This window comes from Bradyrhizobium sp. NAS80.1, from assembly GCF_001908205.1.
Lineage (GTDB): Bacteria > Pseudomonadota > Alphaproteobacteria > Rhizobiales > Xanthobacteraceae > Bradyrhizobium.
The window spans coordinates 1-15,511 of sequence record NZ_LGHL01000095.1; the positions used below are offsets into that span (position 1 = coordinate 1).

Annotated in this window: 15 protein-coding genes and 4 pseudogenes; 14 read left to right on the forward strand and 5 right to left on the reverse strand. The window is 63.3% G+C overall.

Going from position 1 to position 15,511, the window contains the following annotated elements; translation table 11 throughout:
- The 3 genes and pseudogenes from AC629_RS48880 to AC629_RS21480 all read left to right on the forward strand — a co-directional run.
- A pseudogene (locus tag AC629_RS48880) lies at positions 1-340 on the forward strand (DEAD/DEAH box helicase); the annotation flags it as partial.
- Positions 341-363: 23 nt separating this feature from the next.
- Positions 364-651, forward strand: coding sequence for a translation initiation factor IF-1 (infA, locus tag AC629_RS21475; RefSeq protein WP_018646603.1), 288 nt, complete (start codon positions 364-366; stop codon positions 649-651).
- Positions 652-919: 268 nt separating this feature from the next.
- On the forward strand, positions 920-1,132 hold the full coding sequence (locus AC629_RS21480; protein WP_007599788.1) for a cold-shock protein: 213 nt from the start codon (positions 920-922) through the stop codon (positions 1,130-1,132).
- Positions 1,133-1,310: 178 nt separating this feature from the next.
- On the opposite strand, the gene AC629_RS21485 is transcribed toward AC629_RS21480, so the two are convergent.
- The 3 genes from AC629_RS21485 to AC629_RS21495 form a co-directional block, all read right to left on the reverse strand.
- Entirely contained in the window at positions 1,311-1,925 is a 615-nt protein-coding gene (locus tag AC629_RS21485; RefSeq protein ID WP_084807012.1) for a TadE/TadG family type IV pilus assembly protein, read from the reverse strand.
- 29 nt (positions 1,926-1,954) lie between these two features.
- Positions 1,955-2,539, reverse strand: coding sequence for a TadE/TadG family type IV pilus assembly protein (locus AC629_RS21490; RefSeq protein WP_084807011.1), 585 nt, complete (start codon positions 2,537-2,539; stop codon positions 1,955-1,957).
- Between the two features lie 475 nt (positions 2,540-3,014).
- Positions 3,015-3,620 carry a TetR/AcrR family transcriptional regulator gene (locus AC629_RS21495; RefSeq protein ID WP_084806985.1) on the reverse strand — a complete coding sequence of 202 codons (606 nt, stop codon included), beginning with the start codon at positions 3,618-3,620 and terminating at the stop codon, positions 3,015-3,017.
- 133 nt (positions 3,621-3,753) lie between these two features.
- Between AC629_RS21495 and AC629_RS21500 the strand changes: the two are divergent.
- A pseudogene (locus tag AC629_RS21500) lies at positions 3,754-4,468 on the forward strand (SDR family NAD(P)-dependent oxidoreductase).
- Between the two features lie 54 nt (positions 4,469-4,522).
- Positions 4,523-5,614: pseudogene (locus AC629_RS21505) on the forward strand (MFS transporter); the annotation flags it as partial.
- A 207-nt stretch (positions 5,615-5,821) separates the two neighbouring features.
- Here the strand turns inward: AC629_RS21505 and AC629_RS21510 are convergent.
- Both AC629_RS21510 and AC629_RS21515 read right to left on the reverse strand, forming a co-directional pair.
- On the reverse strand, positions 5,822-6,319 hold the full coding sequence (locus AC629_RS21510; protein ID WP_074124031.1) for a pilus assembly protein N-terminal domain-containing protein: 498 nt from the start codon (positions 6,317-6,319) through the stop codon (positions 5,822-5,824).
- Positions 6,320-6,474: 155 nt separating this feature from the next.
- Entirely contained in the window at positions 6,475-7,302 is an 828-nt protein-coding gene (locus tag AC629_RS21515) for a sterol desaturase family protein (protein ID WP_084806986.1), read from the reverse strand.
- A 267-nt stretch (positions 7,303-7,569) separates the two neighbouring features.
- Between AC629_RS21515 and AC629_RS21520 the strand changes: the two genes are divergently transcribed.
- The 9 genes and pseudogenes from AC629_RS21520 to AC629_RS21555 all read left to right on the forward strand — a co-directional run bounded on the left by AC629_RS21520 (position 7,570) and on the right by AC629_RS21555 (position 15,505).
- The gene (locus AC629_RS21520; RefSeq protein ID WP_084806987.1) at positions 7,570-7,734 is read left to right on the forward strand and encodes a Flp family type IVb pilin; all 165 of its coding nucleotides are present in this window, start codon (positions 7,570-7,572) and stop codon (positions 7,732-7,734) included.
- 69 nt (positions 7,735-7,803) lie between these two features.
- Positions 7,804-7,950 (forward strand): hypothetical protein, encoded by a 147-nt coding sequence (locus AC629_RS46980; protein WP_167561384.1) that lies wholly within the window; start codon positions 7,804-7,806, stop codon positions 7,948-7,950.
- Positions 7,951-8,068: 118 nt separating this feature from the next.
- Positions 8,069-8,593 carry an A24 family peptidase gene (locus AC629_RS21525; protein WP_084806988.1) on the forward strand — a complete coding sequence of 175 codons (525 nt, stop codon included), beginning with the start codon at positions 8,069-8,071 and terminating at the stop codon, positions 8,591-8,593.
- Between the two features lie 128 nt (positions 8,594-8,721).
- Complete coding sequence (gene cpaB, locus AC629_RS21530) at positions 8,722-9,519, forward strand: Flp pilus assembly protein CpaB (protein ID WP_084806989.1); 798 nt, start codon at positions 8,722-8,724, stop codon at positions 9,517-9,519.
- Between the two features lie 11 nt (positions 9,520-9,530).
- A complete protein-coding gene (locus tag AC629_RS21535; protein ID WP_084807013.1) occupies positions 9,531-11,006 on the forward strand; it encodes a type II and III secretion system protein family protein in 1,476 nt (491 codons plus the stop codon).
- Between the two features lie 20 nt (positions 11,007-11,026).
- On the forward strand, positions 11,027-11,761 hold the full coding sequence (locus AC629_RS21540) for a CpaD family pilus assembly protein (RefSeq protein ID WP_084806990.1): 735 nt from the start codon (positions 11,027-11,029) through the stop codon (positions 11,759-11,761).
- Positions 11,758-13,026: a CpaE/TadZ family protein gene (locus AC629_RS21545; protein WP_084806991.1), complete on the forward strand. Its 1,269-nt coding sequence runs from the start codon at positions 11,758-11,760 to the stop codon at positions 13,024-13,026. Before AC629_RS21540 ends, AC629_RS21545 begins: the two co-directional genes overlap by 4 nt.
- Before the next feature lie 20 nt (positions 13,027-13,046).
- Positions 13,047-14,511: pseudogene (locus AC629_RS21550) on the forward strand (TadA family conjugal transfer-associated ATPase).
- Positions 14,512-14,527: 16 nt separating this feature from the next.
- On the forward strand, positions 14,528-15,505 hold the full coding sequence (locus AC629_RS21555; RefSeq protein WP_084807014.1) for a type II secretion system F family protein: 978 nt from the start codon (positions 14,528-14,530) through the stop codon (positions 15,503-15,505).
- The last annotated feature ends 6 nt before the right edge of the window (positions 15,506-15,511 follow it).

Below are 15,511 nucleotides of genomic sequence, written 5' to 3' on the forward strand. Positions count from 1 at the left end.
CCCAGGCCAGCGTCCGCAAGGCGCGCGGCACGGTGACGGGCGGCGTGCCGACGAAAGGCATGGCGACGGACGCCACCATAGCTCCGGCAAGCAGGGCGACGGACGGTCCGGTGAAGGACGGCATGGCGATGCCAGGCATGTTGACGGAAGGCCCGGCAACGGCCAGAAGGCCTCTCGCCGCCGCCGTTCCGGTGGTAAGATGCATTCTTCGCCAGCCGACCGCCCGGAACAGCGTTCCGCGCATGGCGCTGGCACGTCTGATGGGATACAAGGCGTGGCCTTTTTGCGCCGTGAGAGTCGGCCGAACGGCCTATCGAACCGCAAACCCTTTTCGCACTAGCCGTCCACGACCTGGAGAAATTCATGGCTAAGGAAGAGCTGATCCAGTTCGAAGGACTGGTCACCGAAATCCTCCCCGACGCACGCTATCGCGTGCAGCTCGACGCCGGACACGAGATCGTCGCCTACACCGCCGGCAAGATGAAGAAGAACCGCATCAAGACGCTGGCGGGAGACCGCGTGACGGTGGAAATGTCGCCCTATGATCTGGAAAAGGGACGGCTGATTTTCCGCCACAAGGACGAACGTCCTGCGACGGCCGGCGGACCTCCGCGACCCGGACAGCGCGGTGGCCAGTTCCGCCGTCGTTGATCTGCATCAAGGGCGCGAGCGCGCTGGGTTAAAATTCTGACCTGTTTGCTGGTCCGCCGTGGACATCACGGCGGATCAAAAAATCGTGCACGTCAGGATTGTTTTGAGGCCCTATTTCCAATAAAATGGACTAATCGATTTTCGGCCGGACGATATTAGCATCCACCGGTACAGCCGGTTCAGACACGCTGACGACCCTTCCAGAAATTCGATCTAACCGCCCACGCAAGTGGGCTTCGACACTGTATATCTGAGAAGGACTACCCCCGTGAGCATGGGAACCGTGAAGTGGTTTAACGCGACCAAGGGCTTTGGCTTCATCCAGCCCGACGATGGCGGCCAGGACGTCTTCGTTCACATCAGCGCCGTTGAACGTGCCGGCCTCGGCACGCTGCGCGAAGGCCAGAAGATCTCCTACGAGATCGTCGCCGATCGCCGTTCCGGCAAGTCGGCAGCGGACAACCTCCGCAGCGCCGGCTGAGCCTGTCGGGCCTTGCTGAGCCGGCCGGGCCTTGGCCCGGGATCGGCTCGAGCGAACAAGCTAAAAGAAAAGGCCGTGCGCTCCGCACGGCCTTTTTTCTGTCAGGTGTCTTGGGATCGGTGACTGCAGCCATCGGCGCGGCGATGGACCATTCAGCGCCGCGACGGCAATTCCGATTTCAGCACGACGACGGCACGTTGTTGTAGGCAATACAGGTGACCTGGCGCGGCCGCGTATAGGAGACGTCGCTCAACACCAGGTCCGACTTCAGGACGTAGTAGAGCGTGGGCTTATAGGTGTAGCTAACCTCGCTCAGGATCAGGTAGGTCGACGGCACCAGCAGCGCTGAGGGGATCGACGAGGTGATCTTGTCGCCTGCCTTGCGAAGCGAGGTCGTGAGGGTCGCCTGCGTCGCAGAAGAACTCGCAACGGTGGCCGACTTGCTCCACTGGACCGTCGCGATGCTGTTGGCATCGATGTAGATCTCGGAGATCGTGCCTACCGTATTGCTCGCATCGTAAGGCGTGACGATCGAGATGCTCGCCGTGAACGTGTTCTGCAGGCTCGTATCGGTCGCCACTCCCGAGGATTGCGACGTCAGGTCGGACAGCGTTCTTGCAATCAGTGTGACCTTGCGATCGATCGCCACCGCGGTCGAGACTTCGACGGTGCCGAAGAACATCACGAGCATCAACGGCACGATCATTGCGAATTCCGTTGCAGCGAGCGCCCTGCTGTCGGCGAGGAAATCGCGTGCGGAGGTCCGGCCGGCGTGTAGGATTCTCACGATCATCTGCATTGTTCTGCTCGGATCCAACAGTGCTAGTAGGGCTCGTTCTGGAATGCAGCCGTCGCGACAAGCAGACGCTTGTTGCCGTTGAGATTGGCGATGTTGTAGCCGAGGCCGGTGACGAAGAGCGGCCACTGATAGTACATCCGCACCACGACGACCTGGCCGGCGCTGCCGGGATTGTATTGCATGCCGGTGGCGACGAAGTTGTTGCTTGCGTCGATATGGCTGGACAGGGTCACCGACGCGAAGGAATTGGAGTAGCTCTGGACGTCGACGTAAAGGCTGTTGCAATCGAACAGGGCGGGGATCTGGGTGCAGACGAAGGCCTTGAACGTCCCCTGCGTGCAGGGCGTGCCCACGCCTGACACGGCGCAGGCCGCCACCGAACCGGACTGGGCCTGGCCGGTCAGGACCACGCGCGCCGAATTCTGGGTGATGGTCTCGAGCACCTGGCTCGCGAAGAACATCAGCGCCGTCTCGATGATGGCGAACAGCAGCGCGAAGAACATCGGCGCGACCAGCGCGAACTCGACGGCAGCGGAGCCGCGGCCGTTGCGGCGAAACCGGCGCAGCGCGGTCCGGAACGTGAACCTTTTGGATGCAGGCGATGGCATCGCGTCGAATTCCCTGGCAGCGGCGGTCATCTGCCCCGTTCAGTAGCGGAAACTGATTGTTTAAGTGTTTCAGGCAATCCGCACCCGACGGCCCGCACCGTTAAGGGTGCGTAAACCACGATCGACTCACGGCGCGGAGAGCAGACTTTCTCCACGCACGCGTGCGAGCCTTCCCGGCGGTCTCGGCATCGCCGAACTGCGCGACGTTGAAACTTAGCCGCCGCAGTTCGTTAGCCGGCGATGCCTGCTCCTGACGTTCACCCGACGGCGTGCGCTGCTCCGTCGCAGAATAGGAGAGTCTGCAACAAAATCCAGAAACCACCATTTTGCTCACACCCACATTCCGTCGTCGCTCGCGGGCACTCGCGCTCAACAGCCGGCGATCACGAGAGGGGTGATGACCTCGTGTGGCCAGCGCTTGCCCACGCGAAGTGAAGGCTGAGCGGAAGTACCCTATGAAAATAGCGACCTCGAACTACGAGGGGTGCTGCACGACAGCGTCAAAGACCTGCATTGCGCTATCGATCGACGCCATCATCTGCTTCTTCGAGAAGCCGTCCCGCGCCTGGACGGAGAGGCCCTGCAGGAAGGTTGTGTAGAAGTCCGCCAGCACCTCCGGGTCGGCCTCCGGTTTGATCTCGCCGTAGTCTCGGGCTTCGCGAATACGCCGAACGATAGCGGCATGCCGTGCGCGTCGTTGTACCGACAGCCAATCGGAGACCCCTTCGTTCTCCTTTGCGCATCTGGGCGCCGAGAGGACCACCATGCACCCGCGAGGCTTACCTGGCCGCGTGAACAAGGTCACGGCGTCCACCAGCATCCGGCGGAGAGCAGCGCGCGTGGTGGGCTCCTCGGTAAGGGCGCGGGAGGCGAATCCCCCATCATTGGCATCATAATCGGCGACAGCCTCTCGAAAGAGCGCCTCTTTCGATCCAAAGGCCGCGTAGATGCTCGCCGACGATATGTTCATCGCAGAAATGAGGTCGGCCATCGAAGTGCCTTCGTAACCGCGTTCCCAGAATGCATCTCGCGCGCTGCGCAACGCCTGTTCACGATCGAATGCTCTTGGCCTGCCTGCCATCGCGCTTCCTTTCTGGAATGATCAACAAATAATTCGCTTGACGACTCTTGGCAAGGTCCTATTTTGGATTGATCGATCTTGAATGGAGACGCGAAGCGAATGTGTACGTTCGATGGAAAAGTAGTACTCGTCACTGGGGGCTCGCGGGGGGATTGGCAAGGCGGTCGTCCGTCGCTTCGCCGATCTCGGCGCGAGAGTGGCGTTCACCTACCGGGCCGAAGCGGACAAGGCGGATGCCGTCGTCCGCGATCTGCAAAGCTCTGGAGCAGTGGTGAAGGCCATTCCGGCGGACATCACGGATGCGGTTGCGGTCGCCGAGCTTATGCGAAACGTCGCCACCGCCTTCGGTCACATCGATATTCTCGTGAACAACGCTGGCACGTTCGGTGTCCGTGCCATTGGCGATGTGGATTACACTTTCTACGCGGACCAATTCAACGTGAACGTGTGGGGGACGCTTCAAGTCACTCAGGCTGCGCTCGCCCTGTTCCCGGACAGTGCGGCGGCCGGATCGTCAATCTCTCTTCGCAGCGGGCGTTTTCACCGAAGGATCGCACGGGCGTTTATGCGGCGTCCAAGGCGGCGGTCTCGACCCTTACGCAAGCGCTTGCGATTGAGCTTGGACCGAGAGGCATCACGTCAACGCCGTCGCGCCGGCAGTGACCCGCACCGACATGACGGCGGCAATACCTCCAGAAAAGCGTGAGCTTCTGGCGGCCTCGACCCCGTTACGCCGCCTCGGGGAACCCGACGACATCGCCGCGGTGATCACGTTCCTCGCCTCCGAGGAGAGCCGGTGGATCACTGGTCGGACGATCCTGACCGATGGCGGAATCACCGGAGCCTAGGGACGAAAATCATGCCGATCGCCATCTATGTGCTCGGGTTGAGCATATTTTGCCGAGTTCGTTATTTCTGGTCTTCTACCGGAGTTAGCGCATGATTTCGGCGTGTCGATCCCGACGGCCGCTTTGCTCATATCGGGGTTCGCACTGGCGGTAGCGGTCGGTGGTCCACCGCTCACGTTGGCGTCCCTGCGCATCAGGCAAAAGACAGCACTGATCGCGCTTCTCGTCCTGTTCAACGCCGGGCAGATCCTGGGCGCTCTGGCGCCCACCTACAGCGTATTGATGGCCGCACGGGTGATCACCGCGCTGTCGGTGGGAGCCTTCTTCGGAATTGGCGCCGTGGTCGCCGTGAACCTTGCCGGCGAAGACAGGCAAGCGAAGGCCATTGCGATCATGTTTGGAGGACTGACCGTTGCAAATATCGTTGGCGTTCCGCTCGGCGCATTTATCGGCCAGCATTGGGGTTGGCGAGCTAGCTTCTGGATCGTGGCTGGCCTCGCCTGCGTCAGTCTTGCCGCGGTCATCGCCCTCGTTCCGGCGAGTCGGCAGCTACCTTCGATTCACGTGAGGGCGGAGCTACGACCATTGAAACTTCCGGCGATGTGGTCGGCATTGTTGACGACAGCACACAGTCAGGCGGCGCTATTCGCGGTTTTCAGCTATATCGCGCCTATCTTGACGACACTCGCAGGGTTCAGCCCCGCCGCGGTCCCGCCCCTGTTGGTGCTCTTCGGAGTCGGCACCTTCGCGGGAAGCTATATTGGAGGCCGATTTGCCGATCGCCATCTCAGTCTCAATCTTTTTGTTGGGCTCCTGGCGCTGACCCTCGTCATCGGACTGTTCCCGATTGCAATGCTCGCGAAATCGACTGCGATCGCGATCGTGTTCGCGCTCGGTGTCGCAGCCTTCGCAATCAATCCGGCGCTCCAGACCCAGGTCATGCGTGTGGCGGCTGACGCCCCGACGGTTTCAAGCACAGTCAACATTTCGGCCTTCAATGTTGGAAACACGTTCGGTCCGTGGGTTGGAGGTGTCGCGATATCGGCGAACTATGGATACGAGGCTCCGGAAGTTCTGGCTGCGGGATTGGCCTTGGCGAGTTGTGCCGGCAGCTATCCTTACCGCAAAGCTCTCCCGCGGGAGTAACCATCGACGCGGCGGTTGATGCACCACGAGGCGTAGAAGCGCCGCAGGGCGTGTAGCTCGGTGTATTTCGCTTTGGGCTTGACCTTGCCAGTCTTTGTATCGCGCTTGGTGCCGGTTTTCGTGACGAGCCCGGCCACGATCACGGCCGGCTGTAGGCCCCGGGTGGACCGCGCGGGTCCGCCCGGGCACACCTGCCAAATGGTCTTGCTAGTTGGTCTTGGCGTCCGCGCCGGCGGTGCCGCTCGCATTGTTGCTCAACGAACTGGCCTGGCTCATCGTGGTGCTGAAGTATTTGTCGCTGTCGCCGAGCGTCACGCGACGTTGGCAAAGCGGCATGCAGCTGTAGGACTCGCGCTCGATCCCGCGATAGACGGTCACGAGCCTGTCGCTCGGGCCTTCGACCTGGATCTGGCGGTCGACCAGGATCTCACCACCCCGGTCGAGCGCGATGAAATTGGTGGCGCCATAGCCCTTGCCGGTCACGACGATCATGCCGCCGGGCTGGAGCGTGACGTCGGCGATCAGGGGATTGCCGACCACGATGGTCGCCACCTTGCCGGGCAGCCGTACCAGCTTGGCCTGGTCGACATTGACGGCGATGGTATCGACGGTGGACTCGGCAAGGCCGGCAGCCGGCGATGCCAGCACCGCGGCCGCAACCAGAAGACAGACGCGCGCATGACGGCGCAGCAGTTCTTTACGCATACTCTTACCCCCGGGACGTCACAAACCGGCAGAAGCGATTCGATGCGGCGGAGCCGGTGCCCGACCCGTCTAACCTGCCCTCAATTCGTGAACGTTCCGCAAATTCGTCGACTATTGTTTGAACGGACTTGCGTTCTGCGGTCCAGCCTCCCGTCCTAACGGCGGAATGGATAGGCGAGCTGGCCCGCGATCTCCTTCGGCATGGTCGCTTCGTCCTTGCCGTAGCCCTGCGGCAGCTTCCCCTCCGGCATGCGGAAGGTGCCGAACAGCACGTCCCAGACGGGGAACGTCCCGGCAAAATTGGTGTCGCCGCCCTCTTCGAGCGGGGTGTGGTGCCAGCGGTGAAATACCGGCGTCGCCAGCAAATATTTGAACGGCCCGAAGGTCCAGTTCAGGTTGGCGTGCACGAAGGCCGAATGGAATGTTGTGAACGGGGAGACCCAGATCATGACGTTCGGGGAGATGCCGGCCATCAGCAAAACGACGTCGACCCCGATCGTGCCGAGCACGAGATTGACGGGATGGAAGCGGGCCGCCGAAATCCAGCTCAGCTCCTCCGAGGAATGATGGATCGCGTGGTACTTCCAGAACTCGCCGCCATGGAACAGCCGGTGCAGCCAGTACAGCATGAAGTCGCTCAGGACCAGGAACAGCACCGCCTGCGCCCAGAGCGGCAACTGCGCCAGCGGGCCGTGGCCGTTGTCATAGAAGGCGATGAGATCGTCGGCATCGTGGATGTTGAAGAGAAGGCTGGCGCCGACGATCAGAAGCCCGATCCGCATGGTGCGGGCGAACACCGGAACGAAGAACCAATAGCAGATGTCGGTGATGATCTCCCGCTTGCGCCACCACGGCGCGCCGGGATTACAGGCCCAGAAATACTCGAGCACCGTGAAGACCAGCGCGAGCACGAAGGTGACCGGAACCACCTTGGCGATAGTGTCTCCGAGCATCAGGGCGACTTGCATGGGCAGGCTCGACATGTCGCCTCTCTTCCGGATTGCTGGTCGCCTACGCCTACTCCGCGAAATTTAAGGGACGGTGAAGCCGATGACGCGCTTGCGGCACATCCGGATCGGGAGCGAATTATGCTGCCGCCTTAACGGGAAATTCACTCTGGGCAAAAGGCATCGGGCTGGAAGCGGGTTTGCGCGATCGAATTAACCCCACCGAAAGAGCTCGGCTCACATGGTCATCGCGTCAAGTACGGCGCCGAACGAGGCGATCACACCCCAGATGGAGTTTAGTTCATGAAGAACCTGATTGCGCGTTTCGCGAAGGATGAATCCGGCGCCACCGCCATCGAATACGGCCTGATTGCTGCCGGCATCGCGCTGGCCATCATCACCGTCGTCAACAACCTCGGCAGCACGCTGAACACCAAGTTCGGCTTGATCAGCTCGTCGCTGAAGTAAGCGACCGACAACGACGGCAAAAGCCCCGGATCTCCGGGGCCTTTGTTTTTTTGAGTACGGCGAGTTCCAGTGGCGTTGCGCAAGTACAGAACCGATGCCGCGATTGCGGCGAACGAGGCGGAAGCGGCGCAGACCTATTCGCCGGCCTACTGGGTCTGCCTTGCACTGCTGCTTGCAACGGTCGCGCTCGCCGCGCGCATTGCCAGCCTGTGGTGAGCGTGTCCGCGGCAGTTTCCACCAAGGCCACTGCCGCCGTTGTCGGTTTGTTTAGCACTGCCGGCTAGCATGCGGCGACGCCAGATCCCGAGATAAACCAGGCCTCAAGACGCAGCCCATGATCCTCGACCTTGCGCGCCTTCTGCTCTTCCCGGCCCTGATGGCGTTCGCCGCCGCGAGCGATCTCTTCACGATGACCATCTCGAACCGCGTGTCGATGGCGCTGGTCGCAGGCTTCTTCGCGCTCGCGCTCGCCGGTGGCATGGCGCCCTACGAGATGCTGAGTCATGTCGGCGCCGGCGCGCTTCTCCTGGTCGTTGCCTTCGCCTGCTTTGCGATGGGCTGGGTCGGCGGCGGCGACGCCAAGGTCGCAGCCTCTGTCGCGCTCTGGTTCGGTTTTGCGCAACTGATGAACTTTCTGCTCTACGCCTCGCTGTTCGGCGGGGCGCTGACGCTGCTTCTGCTCCAATTCAGGCAATGGCCGCTGCCCTACGGGCTTGCGGGCCAGGCCTGGCTCGCACGGCTGCACGCCAAGGAGAGCGGCGTCCCGTACGGCATAGCGCTCGCACTGAGCGCGCTGATGGTCTACCCGGAGACCGAATGGGCGAAGGCGATCGACCTCGCTCACCTCGCACTGCGCTGAACACACCGGGTAAACCCGGCGTTAAGCCGATTTAGATACGCCTCATTAACCATGCTTTGACGAATAGCTGGTCAACTGCCGATTACGGCGGCGGCAGCGTCGCGGCGTTTTGTTGGAAAGTGAAGCGTATGAATAGGGCACGCCTTGTCGTCCTGACGGTCGCCATCTGCGCCGGCGGCGTCGCCGCGTACCTGGCGAGCGGCTCGGACCGTTCTGCGCCGCTCCCGGCTCCGGTCGCGCAACTTCCCACCGTTGATGTGCTGGTGGCCAAGAACGACATCGGCCTCGGCCAGACCGTCAAGCCGGAAGACGTGCAATGGCAGACCTGGCCGACCGCGACCGCAAGCTCCACCTTCATCCGCCGCAACGAACGTCCCGACGGCGTGACCCAGGTCACTGGTTCGATCGCACGCGCCCCTTTCATCCAGGGTGAGCCGATGCGCGACCAGAAGCTGGTCAAGGCCGAGGGCTCCGGCTTCATGGCGGCAATCCTGCCCACCGGGATGCGCGCGGTCTCGACCGAGATCTCGCCGGAAACCGGCGCAGGCGGGTTCATCCTGCCCAACGATCGCGTCGACGTCCTTCTGACCCGCCGCCTCAAGAGTCCCGACCAGAGCAGCGGCGCCCCGGACGTCGTCACGTCCGAGATCATCCTGGCCAATGTCCGCGTGCTGGCGATCGACCAGGCGCCGAAGGAGAAGGACGGCCAGAACGCGGTGGTCGGCAAGACCGTCACCCTCGAGCTCAATCCCGCGCAGACTGCGACGCTCTCCGCCGCGCGCCAGAGCGGCACGCTGTCGCTCGCGCTGCGCAGCATCGCCGACGTCAAGATGAGCGAGATCACGCTCGATGAATCCTCGCAGAAGCGCGAGGGCGTTTCGATCATTCGCTACGGCATTCCGAGCCAGACGGCGAAAGCACGATGAGGACAGTCGACATGAAATGCAGGGCGGATTGGGCAATGATGCGAACCTCAGCGGTTCGCGCCCTGTCGTTTTCGGCCGCCCTCGCGCTGGCGCTCAACCCGGTCCTCACCCCCGTGGTCGCCGCCGACTACCGCCCCGTGGCGCCGGTCGCGGCCGACGGTCAGATGAACGCGCGTTTCCTCTCGCTCGGCGTCGGCAAGTCCATCGTCATCGACCTGCCGCGCGACATCAAGGACGTGCTGGTCGCCGACCCAAAGATCGCCAATGCGGTGGTCCGCTCGGCGCAGCGCGCCTACATCATCGGCGCTACGGTCGGCCAGACCAACATCGTGTTCTTCGATGCCGCCGGCCAGCAGATTGCGGCCTATGACATCGCGGTCAAGCGCGACCTCAACGGCGTGCGGGCCGCGCTGAAGCAGATCCTGCCCAATTCCGACATCCAGATCGACGGACTCGGCGACGGCATCGTCCTGACAGGCACGGCGGCGAACCCGATCGAAGCCCAACAGGCCAACGACCTCGCCGCGCGCCTCGCCGGCGGCGCCGACAAGGTGGTGAACTCGATCGTGGTCCGCGGCCGCGACCAGGTCATGCTGAAGGTGACGGTGGCCGAAGTCCAGCGCAGCATCATCAAGCAGCTCGGCATCGACCTGTCCGCGAACCTCAACTACGGCACGTCGGTGGTGAGCTTCACCAACTCCAACCCGTTCACGGCTCTCGGCCGCAACCTCGTCGACGGCAACAACCTGACGACGAAGTTCGGCGCGACCCCGTCAGTGCAGGCCACCCTGCGTGCGATGGAAACCGCCGGCGTGATCCGCACGCTGGCCGAACCGAACCTGACCGCGATCTCCGGTGAATCAGCAACGTTCATCGCCGGCGGCGAATTCCCGGTGCCGGCGGGCTATGCTTGCGACCCCACCACGCATGTCTGTACCACCCAGATCAGTTTCAAGAAGTTCGGTATCTCGCTCAACTTCACCCCCGTCGTTCTGAGCGAGGGCAAGATCAGCATGCGGGTGATGACCGAGGTCTCGGAGCTGTCAAACGAAAACTCCGTCACACTGTCCCAGGCCGTGACCTCGAACTCGGTGAACTCGCTGACCGTTCCCTCGATCAAGACCCGCCGCGCGGAGACCTCGCTGGAAATTCCCTCCGGCGGCGCGATGGCGATGGCCGGCCTGATCCAGCAGCAGACCAAGCAGGCAGTCAGCGGACTGCCGGGCCTGATGCAGCTCCCGGTCCTCGGTACGCTGTTCCGCAGCCGCGACTTCGTCAACAACGCGACCGAGCTGGTCGTGATCGTGACGCCCTATATCGTCCGCGCAGTGGCGCAAAAGGACCTGTCGCGCCCGGATGACGGCTTCTCCGCGCCCGCCGATCCGCAGGCCGAGCTGCTTGGCAACATCAACCGCATCTACGGCGTGCCGGGCCGGACCGAACCGGCAAAGAACTATCGCGGCACCTACGGCTTCATCACCGACTGAGGCGGAACGGGGACTTCACGATGATCACAAGACCACCCCAGATTCGCAAACGCGCCATCGGCTTTGGTGGCGCGCTCGTCGGCATCGCGCTCGCGCTCGGCGGCTGCCAGCACGACGAAGCGGTCACCGCCTCCATTCCGGACGACTACAAGCAGCGCCACCCGATCGCGATCGAGGAACAGAACCGCTCGATCGTCGTCTTCGTCGGCCACGCCCGCGGCGGGTTGACTGCCGCCCAGCGCGCCGACGTGATGGGCCTGGCGTCGACCTGGGTGCGCGAGGGCACCGGCGCCATTCACATCGATGTGCCGTCCGGCACACCCAACGCACGTCCGGTCGCGGACTCGATGCGTGAGATCCAGGCGATGCTGGTGGCGGGTGGCGTTCCGCCGCGCGGCATCACCGTTCGCCCCTACCATCCGGAAGACAAGCGCTTCCTGCCGCCGATCCGGCTCACCTATTCCAGGATAGCCGCGGTCGCGGGTCCCTGCGGCCTGTGGCCGGAGGACATTGGTCCCTCGATCAAGAACAAGAGCTGGTTCGAGAACAAGGACTATTACAATTACGGCTGCGCCTATCAGCGCAACCTCGCGGCAATGGTCGACAACCCCTCGGACCTCGAGCAGCCGCGGCCTGAATCGCCGTCCTACACGCCGCGGCGCACCGCAGCCTTCGAGAAGTATCGTAAGGGAACTCCGACGGCGGTTTCTTATCCTGAGGCCGAGAAGGCCAAACTCAGCGACACCGGCAGATGATCAGCTACGCTCGCCAGACTCAAGAAGAACAGCCGGAAGCGTCTCTCCCGCCGGTCGAGGAGCACATTGCGCCTGCACCGCGCGTTTCGGTCCAGGCCTTCTGCGAGACCGTGGAGACCGCTGCCTCGGTGCAGTCGGCCGGCGAGGATCGCCGTCTCGGCAAGGCTCATCTGAAGATCCAGATGGGTGGCATGGCCGCTGCGATCGAAGCCTACCGCTCCGCCCCCACGCCGAACGTGATCGTGCTCGAGAGCGACGGCCGCAACGACCTTCTGGGCGGGCTCGACCAGCTCGCCACCGTCTGCGATGCCGGCACCCGCGTCGTCGTGATCGGCCGCATCAACGACGTCACGCTCTATCGCGAGCTGGTGCGTCGCGGTGTCAGCGACTACGTGCTCGCGCCAGTCGGCGCGATCGACGTCGTGCGCTCGATCTGCAACCTGTTCTCGGCGCCGGAGGCCAAGGCGGTCGGCCGCATCATCGCCGTGGTCGGCGCGAAGGGCGGCGTCGGCGCCTCCACCATCTCGCACAACGTCGCCTGGGCGATCGCGCGCGACCTGGCGATGGACGCGGTCGTCGCCGATCTCGACCTCGCCTTCGGCACCGCCGGGCTCGACTACAACCAGGACCCGCCGCAGGGCATTGCCGACGCCGTGTTCTCGCCCGACCGTGTCGACACGGCTTTCATCGACCGCCTGCTGTCGAAATGCACCGACCACCTCAGCCTGCTGGCGGCGCCGGCGACGCTCGACCGGGTCTATGATTTCGGCACCGACGCCTTCGATTCCGTATTCGACACGCTGCGCTCCACCATGCCCTGCATCGTGCTCGACATCCCGCACCAATGGTCGGGCTGGACCAAGCGCGCGTTGATCGGAGCAGACGACATCCTGATCGTGGCGGCGCCTGACCTCGCCAACCTGCGCAATACCAAGAACCTGGTCGATCTGCTGAAGGCCTCGCGCCCCAACGACCGGCCGCCGCTCTACTGCCTGAACCAGGTCGGCGTCCCGAAACGGCCCGAAATCGCCGCCGCGGAGTTCGCCAAGGCGATCGAGAGCCAGCCAGTCGTCTCGATCCCGTTCGAGCCGCAGATCTTCGGTTCGGCGGCAAACAACGGCCAGATGATCGCGGAGATCTCCGCCAACCACAAGTCGATCGAGATGTTCCTTCAGATCGCCCAGCGCCTGACCGGCCGCAGCGAGACGAAGAAGCAAAAGTCGTCCTTGCTTTCACCCCTGATTGAGAAGTTGCGGGGAAAATAGCCGCCGCATGGAGTTGTTAAGTGTTCGGTAAGCGTAGCGGAACAGACACCGACTTTCGGGCCCCGAGGCCCGGCGCCGTGTCGCCAGAGCCTGCCCCGGCTCCGGCGCCCGCCGTGACGCGCGCGCCTCCCCCCACCGGCCGTCGCCTCGCCGCCGCTTGCCCCGGCGAAGCTTGCGCCGGCCATGGAGAACCGCCGCTCGGACAATTACTACGAGGTCAAGGCGACGATCTTCGGCGCACTGATCGAGGCCATCGACCTCGCCCAGCTCGCCAAGCTGGATTCCGAGTCTGCACGCGAGGAAATCCGCGACATCGTCAACGAAATCATCGCGATCAAGAACATCGTGATGTCGATCGCCGAGCAGGAAGAGCTGCTCGACGACATCTGCAACGACGTGCTCGGATATGGTCCGCTCGAGCCACTGCTCGCACGGGACGACATCGCCGACATCATGGTGAACGGGGCCGGCACCGTCTTCATCGAAGTCGGCGGCAAGATTCAGCGCACCGGCATCCGCTTCCGCGACAACCAGCAGCTCCTCAACATCTGCCAGCGCATCGTCAGCCAGGTCGGCCGGCGCGTCGACGAATCCTCGCCGATCTGTGACGCGCGCCTCGCCGACGGCTCCCGCGTCAATGCGATCGTGCCGCCCCTCGCGATCGACGGTCCTGCACTCACCATCCGTAAATTCAAGAAGGACAAGCTGACACTCGATCAGCTCGTCAAGTTCGGCGCAATCTCGCCGGAGGGCGCGGAGATCCTGCAGATTATCGGCCGCGTCCGCTGCAACGTCCTGATCTCCGGCGGTACCGGTTCGGGCAAGACCACGCTGCTCAACTGCCTGACCAATTACATCGAGCACGACGAACGCGTCATTACCTGCGAGGACGCGGCCGAACTGCAGTTGCAGCAGCCTCATGTGGTGCGGCTCGAAACCCGCCCTCCCAACATCGAAGGCGAAGGCCAGGTCACCATGCGCGAGCTGGTGCGGAACTGCCTGCGTATGCGTCCCGAACGCATCATCGTCGGCGAAGTCCGCGGCCCCGAGGCTTTCGACCTGCTGCAAGCCATGAACACCGGCCACGATGGCTCGATGGGGACGCTGCACGCCAACAATCCCCGCGAAGCACTGTCGCGCTGCGAATCCATGATCACCATGGGCGGCTTCTCGCTGCCTTCGCGCACCATTCGCGAGATGATCTGCGCCTCGATCGACGTCATCATCCAGGCCGCGCGTCTGCGCGATGGCTCGCGCCGCATCACCCACATCACCGAGGTGATGGGGATGGAAGGCGACACCATCATCACCCAGGACATATTCCTCTACGACTTGGTCGGCGAGGACGCCAACGGCAAGATCATCGGCCGCCACCGCTCGACTGGCATCGGCCGCCCGAAGTTCTGGGAACGCGCCCGCTATTACGGCGAAGAGAAGCGCCTTGCCGCGGCGCTCGACGCGGCAGAAGTGGCGCCGAACACGTGAGCAGGTCAGCGCCGCCATGAACATGCAGGTCCTTGCCCTCGCCTTCCTCGCCACCGCCGCCGTCGGCGGCATCGCCTGGGTCTTCCTTTATCCGCTACTGTCTGGCGAGCGAAAGGCTGAAAGCCGACGCGCCTCGATCGCGCGTGCCGAAGCGCCTGCAGCCAAGCAAACTGAGAAGAACCAGCGATCGCGCCGCGAGCAGGTCGAGACCTCCCTCAAGGATCTCGAAGCGCGGAGCCAGCAGGAGAAGAGAGTTCCGCTCAGCGTCCGCCTGTCGCAGGCCGGGCTCGATTGGACACCGCAGAAATTCTGGATCGTTTCGGCCGTCGTGGCGGGCGTGCTGGCCGCAGCCGCCCTGTTCGCCGGGGGCGGCCTGCTCGGTGCCACCGGCCTCGCCTTTGCCGGAGGCTTCGGCCTGCCGCGTTGGGCACTCGGCTTCCTGAAGAAGCGTCGCGAAGCCAAATTCCTGGCTGCGCTGCCGGACGCGGTCGACGTGATCGTCCGCGGTATCAAGGCAGGCTTGCCGCTGTTCGAATCGATCAAGGTCGTCGCGGCCGACGCGCCCGAGCCATTGCGCGGCGAATTCCTGAACATCATCGAGACGCAAGCGATCGGCATGCCGCTCGGCGAGGCCTGCTCGCGTCTCTATGAGCGCATGCCGCTTCCAGAGGCCAACTTCTTCGGCATCGTCATCTCGATCCAGCAGAAATCGGGCGGCAACCTCTCCGAAGCGCTCGGCAACCTCTCCAAGGTGCTGCGCGATCGCAAGAAGATGAAGGAAAAGATCCAGGCGATGTCGATGGAGGCCAAGGCTTCGGCCGGCATCATCGGTTCGCTGCCGCCGATCGTGATGTTCCTCGTCTATCTCACCACGCCGCACTACATCTCGCTTTTGTGGACCCATCCCACCGGCCAGCTCATGCTGGTCGGCTGCGTCGTCTGGATGTCGATCGGCATCATGGTGATGAAGAAGATGATCAACTTCGATTTCTGACGGTGC

Coding starts and splice junctions, on each gene's coding strand:
- AC629_RS21490 (WP_084807011.1), bottom strand. CDS start 2,539: ATGCCATCGCCTGCATCCAAAAGGTTCACGTTCCGGACCGCGCTGCGC.
- AC629_RS21525 (WP_084806988.1), top strand. CDS start 8,069: ATGATCCTCGACCTTGCGCGCCTTCTGCTCTTCCCGGCCCTGATGGCG.
- AC629_RS21520 (WP_084806987.1), top strand. CDS start 7,570: ATGAAGAACCTGATTGCGCGTTTCGCGAAGGATGAATCCGGCGCCACC.
- AC629_RS21545 (WP_084806991.1), top strand. CDS start 11,758: ATGATCAGCTACGCTCGCCAGACTCAAGAAGAACAGCCGGAAGCGTCT.
- AC629_RS21535 (WP_084807013.1), top strand. CDS start 9,531: ATGAAATGCAGGGCGGATTGGGCAATGATGCGAACCTCAGCGGTTCGC.
- AC629_RS21540 (WP_084806990.1), top strand. CDS start 11,027: ATGATCACAAGACCACCCCAGATTCGCAAACGCGCCATCGGCTTTGGT.
- AC629_RS21485 (WP_084807012.1), bottom strand. CDS start 1,925: ATGATCGTGAGAATCCTACACGCCGGCCGGACCTCCGCACGCGATTTC.
- cpaB (WP_084806989.1), top strand. CDS start 8,722: ATGAATAGGGCACGCCTTGTCGTCCTGACGGTCGCCATCTGCGCCGGC.
- AC629_RS21555 (WP_084807014.1), top strand. CDS start 14,528: ATGAACATGCAGGTCCTTGCCCTCGCCTTCCTCGCCACCGCCGCCGTC.
- AC629_RS21515 (WP_084806986.1), bottom strand. CDS start 7,302: ATGTCGAGCCTGCCCATGCAAGTCGCCCTGATGCTCGGAGACACTATC.
- infA (WP_018646603.1), top strand. CDS start 364: ATGGCTAAGGAAGAGCTGATCCAGTTCGAAGGACTGGTCACCGAAATC.
- AC629_RS21495 (WP_084806985.1), bottom strand. CDS start 3,620: ATGGCAGGCAGGCCAAGAGCATTCGATCGTGAACAGGCGTTGCGCAGC.
- AC629_RS21510 (WP_074124031.1), bottom strand. CDS start 6,319: ATGCGTAAAGAACTGCTGCGCCGTCATGCGCGCGTCTGTCTTCTGGTT.